At 39.1% G+C, this 19,429-nt stretch carries 16 protein-coding genes; 7 read left to right on the forward strand and 9 right to left on the reverse strand.

Annotated elements, in window-relative coordinates; all coding sequences use genetic code 11:
* Window positions 1-13 precede the first annotated feature (13 nt).
* A complete protein-coding gene (gene bioD, locus ABD009_RS00430; RefSeq protein WP_343821945.1) occupies window positions 14-712 on the forward strand; it encodes a dethiobiotin synthase in 699 nt (232 codons plus the stop codon).
* Between the two features lie 28 nt (window positions 713-740).
* Here the strand turns inward: bioD and ABD009_RS00435 are convergent, their stop codons facing one another.
* The 8 genes from ABD009_RS00435 to ABD009_RS00470 form a co-directional block, all read right to left on the reverse strand.
* On the reverse strand, window positions 741-917 hold the full coding sequence (locus tag ABD009_RS00435; RefSeq protein ID WP_155693458.1) for a DUF2897 family protein: 177 nt from the start codon (window positions 915-917) through the stop codon (window positions 741-743).
* 52 nt (window positions 918-969) lie between these two features.
* Entirely contained in the window at window positions 970-1,641 is a 672-nt protein-coding gene (locus ABD009_RS00440) for a M15 family metallopeptidase (protein WP_343821949.1), read from the reverse strand.
* Window positions 1,638-2,774, reverse strand: coding sequence for a succinyl-diaminopimelate desuccinylase (gene dapE, locus ABD009_RS00445; RefSeq protein ID WP_343821951.1), 1,137 nt, complete (start codon window positions 2,772-2,774; stop codon window positions 1,638-1,640). Before dapE ends, ABD009_RS00440 begins: the two co-directional genes overlap by 4 nt.
* A 5-nt stretch (window positions 2,775-2,779) precedes the next feature.
* Window positions 2,780-3,136 carry an ArsC family reductase gene (locus ABD009_RS00450; RefSeq protein ID WP_155693452.1) on the reverse strand — a complete coding sequence of 119 codons (357 nt, stop codon included), beginning with the start codon at window positions 3,134-3,136 and terminating at the stop codon, window positions 2,780-2,782.
* Between the two features lie 15 nt (window positions 3,137-3,151).
* The gene (locus ABD009_RS00455) at window positions 3,152-3,658 is read right to left on the reverse strand and encodes a PTS glucose transporter subunit IIA (protein ID WP_343821954.1); all 507 of its coding nucleotides are present in this window, start codon (window positions 3,656-3,658) and stop codon (window positions 3,152-3,154) included.
* 23 nt (window positions 3,659-3,681) lie between these two features.
* Window positions 3,682-4,068 carry an ACT domain-containing protein gene (locus ABD009_RS00460; protein ID WP_343821955.1) on the reverse strand — a complete coding sequence of 129 codons (387 nt, stop codon included), beginning with the start codon at window positions 4,066-4,068 and terminating at the stop codon, window positions 3,682-3,684.
* 217 nt (window positions 4,069-4,285) lie between these two features.
* Window positions 4,286-6,424 (reverse strand): phosphate acetyltransferase, encoded by a 2,139-nt coding sequence (pta, locus tag ABD009_RS00465; protein WP_343821958.1) that lies wholly within the window; start codon window positions 6,422-6,424, stop codon window positions 4,286-4,288.
* On the reverse strand, window positions 6,424-7,641 hold the full coding sequence (locus tag ABD009_RS00470) for an acetate kinase (RefSeq protein ID WP_343821961.1): 1,218 nt from the start codon (window positions 7,639-7,641) through the stop codon (window positions 6,424-6,426). The genes pta and ABD009_RS00470 overlap by 1 nt, the downstream gene beginning before the upstream one ends.
* 134 nt (window positions 7,642-7,775) lie before the next feature.
* Here ABD009_RS00470 and ABD009_RS00475 point away from each other — a divergent pair, with 134 nt between their 5' ends.
* Entirely contained in the window at window positions 7,776-8,264 is a 489-nt protein-coding gene (locus ABD009_RS00475; RefSeq protein ID WP_343821963.1) for a DUF412 family protein, read from the forward strand.
* 43 nt (window positions 8,265-8,307) lie between these two features.
* Here ABD009_RS00475 and xthA read toward each other — a convergent pair whose 3' ends face one another.
* Entirely contained in the window at window positions 8,308-9,126 is an 819-nt protein-coding gene (gene xthA, locus ABD009_RS00480; RefSeq protein ID WP_343821966.1) for an exodeoxyribonuclease III, read from the reverse strand.
* Window positions 9,127-9,265: 139 nt separating this feature from the next.
* On the opposite strand from xthA, the gene ABD009_RS00485 reads away from it, so the two are divergent.
* The 5 genes from ABD009_RS00485 (at window position 9,266) to recD (ending at window position 19,360) form a co-directional block, all read left to right on the forward strand.
* Entirely contained in the window at window positions 9,266-9,580 is a 315-nt protein-coding gene (locus tag ABD009_RS00485; RefSeq protein WP_343822432.1) for a DUF6122 family protein, read from the forward strand.
* Window positions 9,581-9,737: 157 nt separating this feature from the next.
* A complete protein-coding gene (locus ABD009_RS00490; RefSeq protein ID WP_155693442.1) occupies window positions 9,738-10,064 on the forward strand; it encodes a hypothetical protein in 327 nt (108 codons plus the stop codon).
* A 22-nt stretch (window positions 10,065-10,086) separates the two neighbouring features.
* Window positions 10,087-13,626, forward strand: a complete 3,540-nt coding sequence (gene recC, locus ABD009_RS00495) for an exodeoxyribonuclease V subunit gamma (protein ID WP_343822433.1) — start codon at window positions 10,087-10,089, stop codon at window positions 13,624-13,626.
* Window positions 13,623-17,363: an exodeoxyribonuclease V subunit beta gene (gene recB, locus ABD009_RS00500; protein WP_343821968.1), complete on the forward strand. Its 3,741-nt coding sequence runs from the start codon at window positions 13,623-13,625 to the stop codon at window positions 17,361-17,363. Before recC ends, recB begins: the two co-directional genes overlap by 4 nt.
* On the forward strand, window positions 17,363-19,360 hold the full coding sequence (gene recD / locus ABD009_RS00505; RefSeq protein WP_343821970.1) for an exodeoxyribonuclease V subunit alpha: 1,998 nt from the start codon (window positions 17,363-17,365) through the stop codon (window positions 19,358-19,360). Before recB ends, recD begins: the two co-directional genes overlap by 1 nt.
* The last annotated feature ends 69 nt before the right edge of the window (window positions 19,361-19,429 follow it).

The following is a 19,429-nucleotide window of genomic DNA, read 5'->3' on the forward strand; positions in this document are numbered from 1 at the left end:
ATTCGGAAGTTAAATGAGTAAACTAGTTAAAAATATACAGAACCTAACCGAATACGAATCTCTATTTATCACGGGCACCGACACGGAAATAGGGAAAACGTATTGCACCTCTTTGTTATTGAGGTTCATGATGAAAATGGACATAGATGTAAATCCATTTAAACCTATTGCTGCAGGTACGGAAGCTCATCTGCTGGATGATGAGGGTAATTCGGTAAATGAAGACACTTTTCGCCTCTGGCAGGCAAGTAATAAGCGGTTTACCATGAACCAAATTAATCCAATTTTATATGATCAACCTATAGCACCGCATATTGCTGCAGACTTAGAATGCGACGAGTTAAGTCAAAAAAGGCTAGATGCACTTTTACCTGAAGCTTTAAATCTAGCTGAACTGACCTTAATTGAAGGTGCAGGAGGGTGGCATTTACCGCTTAATAATGAAGAGTTGTTGTCGCAGTGGGTAGCCAAACATAAAATTCCAGTGATAATGGTGGTTGGTGTTAGGTTAGGTTGTTTAAATCATGCCCTATTAACTGCTCAAGCGATTACATCAACGGGTTGTGAAATTGTTGGATGGGTAGCAAATTACATTGAAGGTAAAAATGACATCCATATAAAAAATGTAGACTACTTAAAACAAAAGTTACTAGTTAACTACGGCGCTGAATGCCTGTTTGAAGTAGATAAAAACCAAACATCTCTAGGCTAAAATAAAGCTTCTAAGTAACTGAATATTTCTAGGTGTCTGATTTGTCTTGGACGCCTTCACGTGTTTTGAGAGTCTCTTTTGCTTTCTCTATTGGATCTTGATTAACATTTTTAAGTGACATTTTTGCCGAGTACTTTAATAACATGATGTTGCTCACGATAACGCCAAGTACAACAACAATAATAAACAGTGCAGTCCAGTTCATTAAGATTTTCCATTTTTAGGTTAAGTTTAAAATATACGCTTTGGTAGAGGCTTTACAAAGCGTTAAATACGTATTTGGATAGTATCGAATCTAAATTGTGCGCAACCTCTTCAGCGCCTAACACTTGCTGTTCTTTAAGAATATTAGCAAAGGCGGCTGGGACTATCGTAGTTAATCTATTTTGAAACGAAACGGCTACTTTGCTATGAGAAAGATGCCAAGGTTCTCTAGCTATGCCGCCATTGTATACCGCATAAGGAGCGTCAAAACCAAACTGATTCATATTCTGTTTGAGCCATTCAGATAAGCCAGAGCAGGGACCGTTATTAATATACTCATGTTCTTCCAGCTTTAACTGATAGTTTTCTGGAAGGCCTGCTGCGTCATAAAAATCAAAGTCGGTACCCCAATGGTGTCGGCTAAGACCGGGCAAGGCAGAGAAGGTTAAAATCGATATTATTTTTTCTTCATTTGTTAAAGCATCAATATCAATGATGTTGCCAGAGAGATCTAAAACAGGGCGTTGACCACTGAACTTGTTGTTCCAGATCATTTTCTGTCTTGTGAAATCCCTAAAGCCTGAAGCGACCTGCAAATCGAATCCCGCGGCGGTCGCAGCCCTTTGCATCGCTTCAAAGTCACTAATTATATCTTTGTGTAGGCGCTGGCCTGAGGGCAAAACAGCTAAGTGTCGTTCCGTCAGGCCGAGTAACTCTTCTATCACGTTAAACAACCAATAAGTGTGTTGTAATACATATCCGTTAAAAGTTCTAAATCACGCATTTTTATGCATTCATTCACTTTATGGATAGTGGCATTGCACGGACCTAGTTCAATAACTTGGGCGCCAGTTGGTGCTATAAATCGGCCGTCAGACGTACCACCAGATGTAGAAAGAACGGCAGGCTTGCCAACTACCTTAGTAATCGCTTCATTAACAGAATCAAGCAAGGTGCCTTCATCGGTTAAAAACGGCTGACCATTATGTATCCATTCAATATCATACTCAAAGTCGTGTTCGCTTAGCATTTTCTCGACTTCCGCTATGAGAAACATATCCGTGACTTCCGTTGAGTAACGAAAGTTAAATTGAACTGTCATTGTTCTGGGTACAACATTACCAGCACCGGTGCCGCCATTAATATTGGAAATCTGCATAGAAGTGGGAGGGAAAAACTCGTTGCCTTCATCCCATGTTGCTTGAGCCAATTCGGCTAAAAACGGAGCGGCAGCGTGAATTGGATTATTTGCTAGGTGAGGGTAGGCAACGTGACCTTGTATGCCTTTTACCGTTAACGTTCCGGTCAAAGATCCTCTGCGACCATTTTTAACAATATCACCCACTTCATTGGTGCTTGATGGTTCACCAACAATACAGTAATCAATTTTTTCGTTGCGAGCTTCTAAAGTATCAATAACTCTAGTTGTGCCATTTATGAACGGGCCTTCTTCATCGCTGGTAATCAAAAAGGCAATACTACCTTTGTGTTCTGGATAGTCTTTAACAAAGCGATGAGTTGCTACAAGCATAGCCGCTAAGCTACCTTTCATATCTGCAGCACCTCGGCCATGAAGAAACCCATCAATTTCTGTCGGCTCAAAAGGAGGCGTTTGCCAGTGACTTACATCACCCGTTGGCACAACATCAGTATGACCGGCAAAACAAAATACTGGGCTTTGATTACCTTTACGCGCCCACATGTTCTGGGTATCAACAAAAAAGAGTGATTCAATATCAAACCCTAAAGGTGACAAATACTCAGACATAAGTGTTTGGCAACCCTCATCGTGAGGCGTTACTGACGGACGAGATATTAACTCTTTAGCCAATCGAATAGTTTCATGTTCTATTGTCATTGTTACTAAGCCTTAAAAACGTCTTGGTACTGTGCGTCTTTAAAACCCAAGTGATAATGTTGGCCGTCTATAATAACAATAGGGCGTTTAATCATTGCAGGTTGTTCCACCATTTTGTCGATGGCTAGCGATTTAGTAAGGTTATTTTTAACTTCGTCTTCAAGTTGACGATATGTGGTGCCACGTTTGTTTAACACCAATTCCCAATCTAAATGTTCAACAACAGACTCTAACCATGGCTTATCAATACCATCTACTCTGTAGTCGTGAAAGGTATAGTTAATATTGTTAGCTTCTAACCATTTTTTTGCTTTTTTAATGGTGTCACAGTTTTTTATGCCGTACATAATGACATTGTTCATAATGGTATCTACTTCTTATTTTTTAGGAAGTGGCACAAGACTAAAAATGATGTCTTGGTTTACTTCAACGGATTTATGTGGAACTTGTATACGCCCAAATGGGCTACTATCAAGCAACACAAACTGTAAAATGATTGGTTTTAAATGTTGTTGTATTTTATACAGGTCAAGGTTCAGTAATGTATCGCCAATGTTAATACGGTCACCTACTTTTACCTGACAGCCAATACCAATGCCGAGCTGCTCTATATAACAGGTTGGCAACTGAAGCAGAAATTTTAACTTGTTTTTGGCTTGTAGTATGATTTTCCCGTGGCTCGGTTGAGTGTCTAAAACTAAACCATTGATTGGACTTACTACTTGATGACTCGAAACCGATATTTCAACACCTTCACCTAATGCGGAAAGTATTGGGTCTGACAACAATTCTACTTTACCTGATGCAGGTGTCGGGATCTTTATCCCTTTTATCTTTTCTGGGCTAGACGCTCGTGTAATTGGATTAAATCGAGTATGTGACATTATAGATCCGTGATTCAATTAGCTTAATCAGTTAACACTTTATAACCATTTTTACGCAGTGCTTTTATAGCTTCATTTATATGCAAGGCCTTGACCATAATGTAATCGGTTTCAAACGTCGATACTGCAAATATACTTATATTGGCGTTGGCCAATACGCCAGAAATGTTGGATAAAATACCAGTTAAAGAAAATCCTAACGGGCCCAATACTTCAAGTGCTTGCCATCCCGGTTCAGCTTCTTCACTATCTATATCTATTTCAGACAAACAAACGATGGATACTTCATCGGCTGTTTTACCAATAAAAAACAGCTCAGAATCAAGCACTTGAGAGGGTATAGACTGCTCGGGTGGTAGGCTGTGAATCGTCAACTGAGCATCAAGTAATTGTAACGTTTGTTTAGGCATAAATAGTCTATCTCTTTAACGCAATGTCAGGTCAATCTGTTGTTACAGATACTACTATGAATATTTAAAAAGATCAGTTAGTTAAGCTCATGTTACTCACAATATCTGTGGATAACTATGTTGGTTACTCGGTTTAACTTTCGTTAAGCCTTGAAATATAAGCACTTCAGCCTTTGGGTTAAAAAAGAACCAGCGCTTATATTTTAACTATTTGATCTTAAATTTGTGATGATTGGATCGCCGTTAAGGCGATTGTATAAACAATATCATCAACCAAAGCACCACGAGATAAATCGTTAACTGGCTTTCGCATTCCTTGTAGCATAGGTCCAATGCTAACTACATCCGCACTACGTTGAACCGCTTTGTAAGTTGTATTACCGGTATTTAAGTCAGGGAATACGAATACCGTTGCTTGACCTGCTACTGGGCTGTTTGGTGCCTTTTTACGTGCCACATTTTCCATTACTGCCGCATCATATTGTAATGGACCATCTATGATTAAGTCTGGACGTTTTTGTTTCGCTATTTCAGTTGCCTGCCTTACTTTATCTACATCGGCGCCGGTACCTGAAGTACCCGTCGAGTAACTGATCATTGCAACTTTTGGCTCTATACCAAAGGCCTTTGCTGAATCCGCAGATTGAATGGCAATGTCTGCAAGTTGATCCGCGCTCGGGTCTGGGTTAATGGCACAATCGCCATAAACCAAAACTTGATCAGGCAGTAACATGAAAAATATCGAAGAGACGAGTGACGCGCCTTCTGCAGTTTTAATTAACTGTAGAGGAGGTCGAATGGTATTTGCCGTTGTATGCACTGCACCAGATACTAACCCATCTACTTCATCTTGAGCCAACATAACCGTTGCAAGTACAACGTTATCCTCAAGCTGTTCTTCAGCTACCACTTCCGTTAGGCCTTTGTGTTTTCTGAGTTCAACCATAGGGGCAATGTAACGATGACGTATTTTATCTGGATTTTTAATAATAACATTGTCGTTTAACTCAACACCTTGTTGTTCAGCAACCAACATTATTTCTTCTGGGTCGCCCAGCAAAACACATTTGGCGATGCCTCGTTTACCACAAATAGCAGCCGCCTTTATAGTTCTTGGTTCATTGCCTTCCGGCAGAACTATTGTTTTGTTCGCTTTTCGAGCTTTGTCAGTCAAATTATACCTAAACGCAGCAGGGGACAACTTCCTAATCTTAGCTACGTTTTTAGTTAGGCTTTCAATCCAGCTTTCACTTATATGTGTTGCAGTGTGATCTTTAACACGCTCAATACGTTGTTCGTCATCGATGGGAACTTCCATATTAAATCTTTGCAATAATAAAGCGGTGTCCCAGGTATCACTTTTGGTGGATAAAACCGGTAGGCCTTTTTCAAAGGCTTGTTTACATAGCTCTAAAATAGAAGGTTCCGGTTGGAAACCTCCCGTTAGCAATATAGCGCCTAGTTTCGTACCGTTCATTGCAGATAATGAAGCTGCGACTAACACATCTGAACGATCACCAGGCGTCACTAAAAGTACACCCGGTCGAACTCTACCTAAGATATTGCCAACGGTTCTTGCACATACTGTGATTGATCTTAATCGACGGAACTCTAGGTCACCTTCGTTAATTACTTTTGCATCTAAGTATTCCGCCAAATCTTTTACTCGCGGCGCTATGAGGTCTGAATTCCATGGAACGCAGCCTAATAAACTGAAGCTTTTGTTAAAGATAGATAGCTTTTTGTAATTGACTGAATCATCTTTGCTCGCGTTCTCTAAAAGTACTTCAGAAAAGTCGTTAGCTAAGTTGCCTTTTAAATCTCTAGGAGCATTTACTTTATTAAATATAGTGCCAATAACATGTTCGCTTTTAAAACCGCCATAGTTATTTGCGGCAATTTCTAGCTGATCTTCTAATGCAGTTAATGTGGTATTTCCTGGCGCAATAACAAAAACGACATCAGCCCCTAAGGCTGTTGCAATTTGACGGTTGATTTTGTTGACGTAAGCCTGATCTTTAGTAGGGACTAGGCCTTCTATAATAACGGCTTCATCATCTTTAATATGAGATTCAAAACGTTCTACTATTTCTTCTAACAAAATATCAACATTATCATCACCGATTAACGTTTCGGCATAGTTGAGTGAGAAGGGCTCTGGCGGATCGATGTGACTTAAATTCCGTAAAATTTGCGTCGTTTTTTCAGGCCCTTTATCACCACTTATTGGCTGTGAAATAGGTTTAAAAAAGTTTACTTTTACCGCTTTGTGCTCAAGTGCTCTAAATAGACCTAAGGTCACAGAAGTAAGTCCTACTCCTGAGCCAACCGGCACTAACATAATTCTATGGGCCATTACTTAACTCCTTTGGTTAGCTTTGCAGCATCTTGGGCAATTACCCATTCTTCATTGGTAGGAATAACTAACACGGGTGTTCGTGATGTTGGGTCATTGATTGCGCCTGCTTGGCCAAATCGAGCTTGTTGATTTTTACAATCGTCAATAGTTAGACCTAGTAGTCCAAGGTGTTTAACCACTATATCTCTTATATAATTAGAGTTTTCACCAATTCCACCGGTAAAAACAACGGCATCAAGGTGGGTAAGGGCGCAGGTGTAACCAGCAATATATTTGGCTACTCGATAACTATAAACTTCAAGGGTTAATTGCGCGGCAAGTCTTTTCTCATTGTCCGCATCATTTAACGCGTCTTCTAATGTTCTGCAGTCGTTTGATAGTTGACTTAGGCCTAACATGCCGCTTTGTTTGTTTAAGAAGTCATCAATCTGGTTGGCGTCATATTTATAACGCTTCATTAAATACATAATAACACCAGGGTCGATATCACCACTGCGAGTGCCCATCATCAGCCCTTCAAGTGGAGTCATGCCCATTGAAGTATCTACACTTTTGCCGTCGCTGATAGCACACACTGAACAACCATTACCTAAATGAACCGTTATAACAGAGGTGGTTTCAAATGATTTGTTGAGCCACTCTGCTGCTTTTTGGGCAACAAAAAAGTGGCTTGTTCCATGAAAGCCGTAACGACGTATGCCTTTTTCTTTATAATGGTCTTTGTCTATTGCGTACATGTAGGCTTTTTCTGGCATGGTCTGGTGAAATGCCGTGTCAAATACTGCCACTTGTGGAATGCCTGGGAAGGCTAGTTGGGCGGCTTTAATACCAATTAGATTAGCGTGATTATGAAGAGGTGCTAGAGCTGAAACCGCTTCGATTGCAGTTATAACATCATCGTCTATGACAGCAGATTTAGTAAACATCTCTCCGCCGTGCACCACTCTGTGGCCAATTGCACCAATATTTGTATCTAAACCGAGTTCTTGAAGCGTTGAAACTAAGACTTTAATTGCGTCAACGTGTTGATTATTTTTACCAAGCTCTAATCTATTTTTTTCATTTTCTCGTTTAATCGTTATGGATGCATCATCGTGGCCAAGCTTTTCTGCTAGGCCATGTAATATTTGATGACCTGTTGCGCTGTCTATTAATGCAAACTTAAATGAAGAACTGCCACAGTTTAAAACAAGAACATGGGAGTTAGAGCTCATAATTTCCTTACGCTGAAAAGCTTTATATTAGTATCTACCTCACTTAAAATAATGGCATTAAATGGAGCAGAAAGTTTTCAAAATTCACGGTTTAGGTTATCTTTACAGTATAACGTTTAATTATAAATGGGGGCATGACTATTTTAAAAAATACTTTTTGTAAAGGTTACTTGTTTAGTCAAACTTGGCCAAAGCACGAACCCTATCTATTGATGTTTGAACAAACTAAAGCGATTAGATTGACTGATATGTCGTTAACAGCTGCGCCTGCTATCGCGTTAATTACTATTTGGCTGCAAATCTATTATTTTGGTGTTGACTCTCTTCACAGCGCCGTTGCAATGTCGATCATGCTGTTATCTATTCCAGCGCATGGGTTTTATCAACTTGGTCAACAAGCTGATACAAGGCTGCCTATTAGTCTTCAAAATTGGTACCGAGAAATTGAACACAAAGTTCAAGCTCAGCATCAAGCGGATCTCAGCTATTTCTCAAAAGAGGACAAAAACCAGCCATCTGAAGGGTGGGTTACAAATAACAAAGTAAACAGTCGTTTAACGTTTATGGATTTAGCGCTACTGTTAAATAGGTTATTTGGTGGGAATAACAAAAAGAAACAATAAAAGAAAAAAAGCTTCCCGTGAGAAGCTTTTATGTTCGGTTTTATCAAATATCAAAGGTTGACCAAATAGGGGCGTGATCTGATGGTTTTTCAATGCCACGTAATTCGTAGTCTATTCCAGCGTCAGTAACCTTACTGTTTAAAGACTCCGTTGCTAAAACCACGTCAATTCTTAAACCTCGGTTGTCGTCAAAACCTCTAGAGCGATAGTCAAACCATGAGTACTGTTCACCTTTGGTTGGGTGAAGTGTGCGGAAAGTATCTTTGAATCCCCAGTTTAATAGTGTTGCTAACCACTCGCGTTCTTCAGGTTGGAATGAACATTTACCCGTTTTTAACCAACGCTTTTTGTTTGGCTCGCCAATACCAATGTCTAAATCCGTTGGAGAAATATTGATATCACCCATTACAATCACAGCTTCTTTAGGGTCTTTGTGTTCCGTTAAGTAAGACATCAAATCTTGATAAAACGCACGTTTGTACGGAAATTTAATCTCATGATCAATGCTTTCGCCTTGCGGAAAGTAACCATTTAACACAGAAACAGACTGGCCATTGTAATCAAACGTCACCATAACCATTCGTTTTTGGTGCTCCTCATTATCAGTGGGGAAACCTTTTTGTACGTTAGTAATATTCTCAGCAACGTCATTTCTAACTAACATAGCAACGCCGTAGTGCGCTTTCTGACCATGGAAAAATACCTGGTAACCCATTGCAGTAACGGCTTCTTCTGGAAAGGCTTCATCATGCACTTTAGTTTCTTGCAGACCAATGACATCTGGATTGTGCTTAGCGATAAGGGCTTCTAACTGATGTAAACGTGCTCTTAAGCCGTTTATATTAAAAGAAATGACTTTCATAATGCTCACTTTTAATTTTGATATTTAAATAATAATATACTTGCGATCATGCCTTACCGAATTTGTTATCGCAACGGCTTAATCAAGCTATGTTTAAAAACTACTTCTTTTATAAGAATGACAAAATAGGAACGACAAAATCTTTCATTTATTTTTACACGTATTAGTGCCGGCCGTTATTGCGCTCTCATTTTTTAAATCAAAATGGCGCCTAGCATTTATCGTAATGATGCTGACCATGGTAATAGATATCGACCACTTATTAGCGACACCAATATATGATCCCCTAAGATGCAGCATGGGCTTTCATCCCCTACACACTTGGCCATTTGTTATTTTGTATGGTGCGTTGGCTGTCTATCCTAAGACACGAATAGTCGGTGTTGGACTATTAATACACATGGCACTGGATAGTATCGATTGCAAAGTAAACCTTGGCATTTGGATGATGTAGTTGAACGAAAATTGACTACAATCTATGTAAGCGAATTTAGAATTGCCATTTAAGCAGCAACTCAGTAGTATTTTGAGATAAGAAGCTAAGTGGTTTAAAAATAATAATTTCTTCTTTTATTTAATGTTAATGCTCCAACCAAACATAAGGTGGCCATATGCCAGGCGATACTAAGTTGTCAGTGCTAGTGAGAGTTGAACCCGGTTCATTGGGCCCTGATGGTTTAGATCATGTTGAAGGGTACTGTGTAGTCGCAAATAAGTATTTCCAAAAACTCTACCCACAACTTATTGAATGGCAAATTGTGCCTCGTTATGACAAATCATTACCTGAAATAGATTTCTGTTTAAATAAAAAGCGATTAACACTCGAGCAAACAAACAAGATGTTAGAACTCATAGACCAAAATGAAGAAGATTTTGAGTCAGAGACAATGGAACATATTTCTAATTTAATTGATAAATATTTAGGACATCAATATTAACAATCAATCCAATTCATCAAACATTACGGTTTATCAATCAAACCGATTAGAAGCCTTAGTTACAGTACTTAGCCAGCAAATTAAAAGTAATTCCGGTCAAAATCCATTTACCGCTGAAACGATATTAGTGCATAGTCCAGGCATGTCAGAGTGGTTAAAAATACAAATTGCTCAACAACTTGGTATTGCCGCTAATCTAAAATTCCCATTACCGAGTAGCTTTATATGGTCGTTGTACCAGCAACTAATACCAAATGTCCCAAGTACTAGTGCATACAATAAAGACCGTTTGCGTTGGAAGATTTATCATTTATTACCCGGTTTTTTAGACGATGCTAATTTTGCAGCGATAAAAGAGTATCTATCAACAGATGAACGACATTCATCAACTGAATATACCGACTTACGACGTTTCCAATTAAGTGAAAAAATTGCAGATGCCTATGATAACTATTTAGTTTACCGGCCTGAATGGCTATTACATTGGCAAAACGGCAACAATGATTTACCAGATAACGACGATATTGGGCGACATGAGTGGCAAGCTATTTTATGGCGCGGTATCTATCAAAACGTAGAGCAGCTAGAGCAAAGCCAGTTCCACCGTGCGTCTTTGCATCAAGTTTTATTGGAAAAAATAAGTACCATTGAACCAGAAGCATTATTGAAACTTATTCCTAATCGCTTATTTGTGTTCGGGATTTCTAGTTTACCTTCTCATCAAATAGACGTATTGATGGCGTTGAGTCAGCATATTGAAGTTAACATACTTTGGTTTAATCCATGCAGTATGTACTGGGGCGATATCTTAAGTGAAAAAACACTAGCTAGGCTCAATCAACAACAAAGTAAAATTGCGTTGACGAATAATGAGCAAAAACAAAACTACTTCATTACAGGTAATCCGCTACTCGCCAGTTGGGGCAAAGTAGGGCGAGACTATTTAGATAGTTTGTCTCAGCGTGACATTGAGTTCCAAGATATTTTTCTGGCGGATCCTAGAGGTGAGCACAACAAAACGTTACTGGGAAAAGTACAACAGGATATTTTAGAACTGGAGTATAGGGGCAGTGCCGAGCCTTTATCTATAGAAGCGCTTAATGATGAGACTGGTAAAGTTCCACTAATGATTAACAAAGGTAAAGTTGACGATACGATTCAAATACATAGTTGTCATAGTCGCTTTCGTGAACTTGAAGTTTTAAAAGACAAACTGTTAGGCTGGTTAGAATCAAATACTATTTTACCTAAAGATATTCTTGTCATGGTGCCAGATATTAATGACTATGCACCGTTTATTGATGCGGTTTTTGCAAGAGACCCTCAACAACCTGAACAGTCAATTCCATACAGTATTTCAGATAGAAGCTCTTTGTCGGAAAATCCTATATTAAACACATTCGTATCCTTATTAGGGTTACCTACGTCTAGGTTTACCGTAAGTGAAGTATTAGATTGGTTAGAAGTGCCGCTAATAATGACGGCATTTAATATTGATTCTGCAGAGCTTGAGTTATTAAAAGAATGGATTGTGGAGTGCGAAATTAAATGGGCACTCGATGGCGAACACAAAGCCAATTGGAATATGCCAAAAGAAGACATTAACACTTGGTTATACGGCTTGAAACGCATGGTACTTGGTTTCAGTTTAGGGCAAGAGTCTGTTTGGCATGGCACTGCAAGTTACACGAGTATTGAAGGCCTCAATGTAAACGTGATGGCTAAGCTAGTAACTTTTATTAGCTATCTAGCCGACTTAAAAGCTCGCTTTACCGACGCTACAAGTCCAGAAATGTGGTACTTGCGGGTAGACCAGTTAATTACAAACCTCTTCAACCCAGAAGAAATTATCGACGCCGACTTCATCTCAGTGAATAAATTGCGAGAAGCAAATAAAACGTTATTAGAATATCAGCATAATAACGACGCAATGGTAGATGTGAACAACTTAATCGTTCAGCACTTTTTTAGACAAAATTTAAACGAAACTGGAGTATCGCAACGCTTCCTAGCTGGCAGAGTAAACTTTTGTACGCTGATGCCGATGCGTTCAGTCCCGTTTGATATTGTATGTGTATTGGGCTTAAACGATGGAGAGTTTCCAAGGCACGTTGAGCCATTAAGTTTTGACTTAGTTGGATTGAATAAACCAAGGAAAGGGGATAGGGCGAGAAAGCTCGATGAACGTTATTTGTTTTTAGAAGCAGTGTGTTCGGCTCGTCAAAAATTACATCTCAGTTATTTAGGACAGTCGAGTAAAAATAATCAAGAACTTATGCCATCGGTATTACTTAGTGAATTGGTAGATTATTTACAAGAAAGTTTCATTGTCGACAATCCTGAAGGGCGAACGCAAACAAGAAAAGTGAAGGATCAAATCGTGATCAAGCACGCTTTGCAACCTTTTAACGAACGCTATTTTGTCGACAATCAATCTTTTCCAGGCATTAAATCTTATAATAAACAATGGTTTGGGTCTTTTGTGTCTGGCTTGAGAAGGCAGTCTGAGAGTACAAAAAACAATGAGGTGTTAGATGTTGAAAGCACTTTTGATCCTTTTTCATGTCACGATATACAGGCTAAATTACAGGCGGTCGACAATCAGGTTATTGTTGAATTAGATGATTTAATTACCTTTGCCAAGAACCCACTCAAACATTTTTATAAACAACAATTGGGCGTTAATTTAGCGCTGAACGATCACAATTTATCAGACGTAGAGGCATTTGAGCACGACGGTTTACAGCGTTATAAGCATGTACAGTCATTGGTAAACTTTCAGCAAGAGATAGAGCCAAAAATCAAACAGTCATGGTTAGCATCGGGTTCGTTTCCACCAAAAGCGTGGGGCGAAGATTTGTTGTTTGATTACCAACAAACGGTACACAAACTAGATGCGACTTTAGAGGCGTTAAAGGTCGGTTATTCAGACGCGGCTAAGTCGGTATCGAGTCGAAGCGTCAAAGCGTCTATCGAATTTCAAATAGCTAATATTGAGGTTTCACTTAGAGGTAGTTTTAATATTGAAAGTGGCTTGTCACTGGTAAAACGTTTGTCCAAAAACGTGAGAGCAGACGATAGAATTGAAGCATGGCTGATTCATTTAATGCGTAGCTTGTCAGACAAACCTGGTCCCACATTCTTATTGTCTCACAACACCAATGACTTCATTACATTCAGTTCAATAGAACAAGATTTTGCGCTAGCCGAACTAAAAAAATGGTTACAGCTTTATTTAATGAGTACGCAATGCTCAGAGCCCATAATGTGGTACGGACGTTTTGCTTATAATGCGGCGGTTGATATGGCCAAAGATAAACCAAGCAGTGCATTGTTAAAAAGTATTCAAGGCATTATCGAAAGTGCGATTGAAGATGAGCGATCGCCTATTGATGATCACGTAGTCCGTCATTTTGGGCCTGACAAACCATTACCAAAAGACTTTTTAGTATTAACTCGAACTTTACTTTTGCCTTTGGTGCAGTGTCAGGTGGAAGGTAAAATGAAAAAAATAATGGAATTTATGGAAGAGTATGTTGCTGCTGTTGGAGTAAGTCGATGAAAGAACTTAATCCGTTAACATTACCATTGAATCAGAATGCGTTAATTGAAGCCAGTGCAGGAACCGGCAAAACGTATACGATCACAACATTGTATTTAAGAGCTGTGTTGGGTCTACGTAATACCGATATGAGCTTAACACCGCTTTCGATAGACCAAATTTTAGTGGTAACGTTTACAGAAGCTGCTACTCAAGAGTTAAGAGACAGAATACGTAATAAACTTAAAGAAGCTCAGAAGGCATTACTAGCCACTTTATCGGAACAGGCTAACCTAGTTGTAGATAAGACATTAAAGTCTGTCATAAGCGATTACAGTGAGGCATATAAAGCTCATAATCCACAAGCAACGAATCAAGATACTATTCTGGCGGCTTATCATCGTATACAAGATGCAATTACCCTAATAGACGAAGCGGCGATTTTTACAATTCATGGCTTTTGCCAACGTTGTTTAAACCAATTTGCGTTTGAAACCAAAATGGCTTTTGAGCAAAGCTTTGAAATGGATAATCAGCCTTATATCAAACAAGCGCTTTATGATTTTTGGCGACAGTACGTACTTGACCTTACTGGCGTTGAGTACAAGCTTTTTCGGAAAGCTTGGACAAACCCCAATCAATTATTGGCGAGTTTAAATGATATTCTGAACAAGCAAGTGGTTATAGAACCGAGTATAGAACAAGCAGAGTATACGTCATTAATTAAGCGCTACGGCGATGCCTTAGAGTCATTAAAAGTAAAATTAAGAACGTCAGATTTTATTTCAACTATTAGAGAGTCGGGCGTTAATGGTAAAAAACCACTGTTGACAAAATTATCGCTAATAGAAGGTTTTATTGAGCCAACAAATAACAGTGAAATGTTATCGCTAGATGAAATTGCTATTTTCACGACAAGTAATGTTAGCGACGCAAGTAATTACAAAAAAAATTATGCTCCTGTTAGTCACCCAGTAACCCATGCTTTTGATGATTTGCATGCCATTGCCGCTCAACTTTTAGACAGTCAGTTTGAAGGGTATTGGTTAACAACGGCCAAGGAAAAAATTGAAGAAGGGGCGTTAGGCATAAAAGCTGATCAGCAACTTTTAACGCCTGATGACCTACTTTTGCAACTTCGTAGCGCATTGTTTAATCAAGAAGGCGCAGAAGGCCTGATAGAGTCTATTCAAACTCGCTATCCGTTGGCTTTTATTGATGAATTCCAAGATACAGACCCTGTTCAGTACGAGATATTCAGCTGCATTTACAATTCAACGATTGATGATGAAACTGACTCTGTGAATATGATCATGATTGGCGATCCGAAGCAGGCTATTTACCGTTTTAGGGGCGCCGATATATTCACGTATATAACAGCTAAAGGCCACCTTGACCATGAGCAACATTACACGCTTTCGACCAATTGGCGCTCTCATCAAGATCTTATAACGGGTATAAACCACATTTTTGAGACAAGCCCGCTTAAATTTGAACACGAACAAATACCGTTTATTTCCGTTGGTTCAGGGAAATTAGATAGTCCTGAGTTAATACAACATGAAAAAACACTTCCTAAGTTGGAAGTTTTACACTTTTCGTCACTTGACCAAGACCCACCATTAAATGGCTTTTCACTACCGGAAATTCAAAAAGTGATTGCTAGGCAATGTGCTATGGAAATAGCGAACTTGTTAAAGGACTCAGAGAACGGCGCTGCCTTTTTACAGAGTCCCTCAGTAACGCCAAAATCAGTATCAGCAAATGATATTGCCATATTAGTTAGAAATAGAAACCAAGCTAAGTTACTAAAGCGAACTCTAATAGAGTTAGGTGTGCGATCCGTTTATATCAACCGAGACAGTGTATTTAGGAGCGCATTAGCAAAGGATATGTTGCGTTTGATAGAAGCCATTCATTCACCAATTAATGAGCGTAAAGTAAAGGCTGCAGTCGCTACCGACTTCTTTGCCTATTCTTTGTTAGAGCTGTCTGCGCTGCAACAAAACCCAAAAGCATGGCACCAACATCTTGTTTGTTTTCACCAAGCTCACCAATTTTGGTCCCAAGGCAAAATTTCGTCAGCCATCGATCAGGTGTTAGCATTTGCGAACACTTTTGAAGCTTGGCAAAATCAAGGTATCGATTTTGAACGACAAGTTACTGATTATCGGCATTTATTGGAGTTGATTCAGCAAGAGTCTGTCATTCAAAATGGCGCAGAAAAGCTAATGGCTTGGTTGCGACAAGCCGTTATCGAGAATACTGTTGATAGCAGCGACGATGTCTCAATGCGTTTAGAGTCTGACAGTAATTTAGTACAAATAGTAACTATGCATGGCTCTAAGGGACTTGAATATCCTATTGTTTATATTCCCTTTGCTACGGAATTTAAGGCTCAGAAAATTGCATTGCATCAATCAAAGCGCTTAAACGCTCTTAGTTTGCGAGTAGATAAACGCAAAATAGAAATGCAAATTGCGGAAGGAGAACGTTTAGCTGAAGATATTCGACTGCTTTATGTGGCGATGACACGAGCAAAACAACGTTTGGTACTAGGGTGTTTTAATTTAAAAGAGCGTTCAAATAGTAAAGACAGCAGTGTTGATAAATCAGCATTTGGTCGTTTGATTTTAGGAAAAGACAAACCCAAAATATCGGAAACTGATTGGCAGTCCGCTTTAACTTCTAAAATTGAAAGTTTAGCTGAACCTATCGCGAAGCTTTCTATTATTGGGCCACAAACTGTAAACGCTAATTTTAACGCGGTAAAAGATGAGTTTGTTGAATATCAATCTAAGCATGCAATCTCGGATAAAAAAGAGACTTATTCATGTGCAGAGTTTGAAGGTCAGATCCCTCAAAACTGGCGAGTGTTGAGTTACTCTGCATTGGTTGGTGCAGGCGAACACTTTATACCAGGTGCATCAGATGAAATGACGCACTTAGGGATATTTGATCCAGCACAGACTAATAGCTTTGAAACTCTGACGCCAGATAATGATGATGGTGATAGCTTTCCTGATAATAATCCGCTTGATGTGCGTTTCACTTTTCCAAAAGGCGCAAACCCAGGCTCTTGTTTACATCATATGTTTGAGCATTTAGATTTTACTCAACCAGTCACTGATCAAACTGAAATAGTATTGGACGCTTTGCAACGCTTTGGCTTAGATGAGCACCTACTTGATGATGCGATTTTATGGTTGAATGATGTTATGCGGGCCGATTTAGGACAATGGTCACTGTCTGATATAAAACACGAACAACGTTTGGATGAAATGGAGTTTTATTTTAATGTTCAATCACTTAATTCTAAAATTATTGGTAACGCGTTATCAATGTGCGGTTTTGATAAAACGAAGATAAATACATCTGTGTTAAATCTGAAAGGGCTCACGGGATTATTAAAAGGTTTTATAGATTTAACAGCCTGCGTAAACGGGCAATATTACATTATCGACTATAAATCCAACTACCTTGGTAATCGTTTTGAGGACTATCAGTCAGATAACATTTTTGATGCCATGACAGATCACAATTATCACCTGCAATTAATCATTTATAGTTATGCTTTGCACAAATGGCTCTCGCTAAAATTAGCGGATTATCGCTATGATGAACATGTGGCTGGCGGAATGTACTTGTTCCTTCGAGGAATGTCTCAAACACACAGAGGCAAAGGCGTTTACAGTTATAAAGTACCTTATGAGGTGATTCAATATTTTGATAACGCGTTACTTGAAGGCGGCGAATAATGAGTAATATGTTAGAAAATAACACACTATTACCCTCGAATGAGTTAATGACGGTGGACTCCATATTTATAAGTAAGGAGTTAAAGGGGAATTCTACTTTACAGTTTATAAATGAGCTTCGAACAAATGGTTCAATTAGCGACGCGGATTATCATTTGGCTTGTTATTACGCGAACGAAGTGAGAACGCTAGATGCTGCAACCTTTAACTTGATTGTTTTGTTGGCTCTAAGGTGCAGTTATGAACTAAATCAGCAAAACACGTGTTTTTTACTAACCCAACTCACATGGGTAGATTGGTTAATGCACCATAGTGTTTTGTTACCTGAACATAATGAATGGGCCGAACTGCTTCAGGCTACGGATTTATTTGGTGAAGATGCGCCCTTTGTTCTAGACAATGGTTTGGTTTACTTTTCTCGTTATCACAACATGGAGTTAGCTATAGCGGAGTTTGTGATTGCCGGACAGTCACGAAAACCAGCTCACCATTGGTTACCAGCAGAGTTGCTCGATGGCCAAAGCGAGATTGTTAATGGGTTGTTCCAAAGCACTTCACCTAAGGCTGATAAATTGGACGAACAACAAAATACTGAAATTGATTGGCAATATCGAGCAGTACTGAATAGTTTAAGCCATCAGTTTTCGGTTATTACTGGCGGTCCGGGAACCGGTAAAACAACGACCGTAATAAAGCTGTTGTCATCGTTAGTTCAATATTACCTGGAGCAACCTACTTTAATTCAAAAACAAATAGGTCAGTTCACTATCAAGCTCGCTGCACCAACAGGCAAGGCTGCTTTAAGACTAACTGAATCGATGTTGTCAGAAATTGATAAGTTAAATATTAGTGACGATATAAGAGCGTACATACCTACAGAAGCATCAACAATTCATCGGTTATTAAAATCTCGTGGTCGAAATGACTTCTATTACAATTCAAACAATAAATTGCCGATTGATGTTTTAGTATTAGATGAAGCGTCGATGGTTGATTTAAGTTTAATGTCTAAATTAATGTCTGCTTTACCGAGTCGTTGTCAGTTAGTGTTAATTGGTGATAAGGAACAACTAGCTTCTGTTGAAGCCGGTAACTTACTAGCTGAAATTTGTGCACCATTGCAATCAATAGGTATTGAACGGCAAAATGCTCTTCAACCCGTTACTGAGCTAAAAAAGTCTTATCGATTTGACTCTAATGGTGAGATAGGTCTTCTGGCAAAAGCAGTAAATAAGGGTGTTGGGAAAGCTGTAGAGCATTTGCTGATAGAAAATTGTTTAGGTACAGATGATGCTAACCGGCAAAGGTATTTAGAATCTGGGAGTGTGTTAACTTGGTTGGATCCAAATTCTCATTCTATAAAGCTAATAGTTGAACGTGTTGTAAGGCACCAGGTCGCTATTTTAGACAGCATCAGTGAAATAACCGAAAGTAATGAGTTCAACGTGGTTAAGGCGTTGTTTAAAAAACTTTATGAGCTGCAGGTATTAAGCTGTGTGCGTCAAAGTATATATGGTGTTGAAGAGTTTAATAAATTAGTGAAAGAACGCCTCTCACAATTGGGTAGAGTGGCTTGGCAAGATGAACACTACGCTGGCCGACCAATTCTAGTGACAGAAAATGCATATCACTTAGGGCTGTATAACGGTGATATTGGCATTCAAATACCAGATCCGGTTTCGGATCAATTAGTAACGTATTTTATAGATGGTAAAGGTGACATGATTAAATTGTTTAATCAGAGGTTGCCAGCGCACGAAAGTGTATATGCGATGACAGTGCACAAAAGCCAAGGCTCGGAGTTTGACCATACAATATTGATCATGCCTGGTGACGATGTTGGCGTTAAGTTACTAGGCCGTGAGCTTATCTATACCGCTATAACTAGAGCAAAAACCCGCTTTACTATTTTTGGGGATAAAGATAGAACAATACGAGCCGTTAATAACCACACGGTACGTCAGTCTGGTTTGAGCAAGCTGCTGTATGGGCTGTAATAGTTAAAAGTATATTAAGGTTTTATGCAATAAAAAAAGGCCAGCGGGGAGCTGGCCTTGTCCAAATTA

The sequence above is a fragment of the Psychrosphaera haliotis genome, from assembly GCF_039523615.1.
GTDB lineage: Bacteria > Pseudomonadota > Gammaproteobacteria > Enterobacterales > Alteromonadaceae > Psychrosphaera > Psychrosphaera haliotis.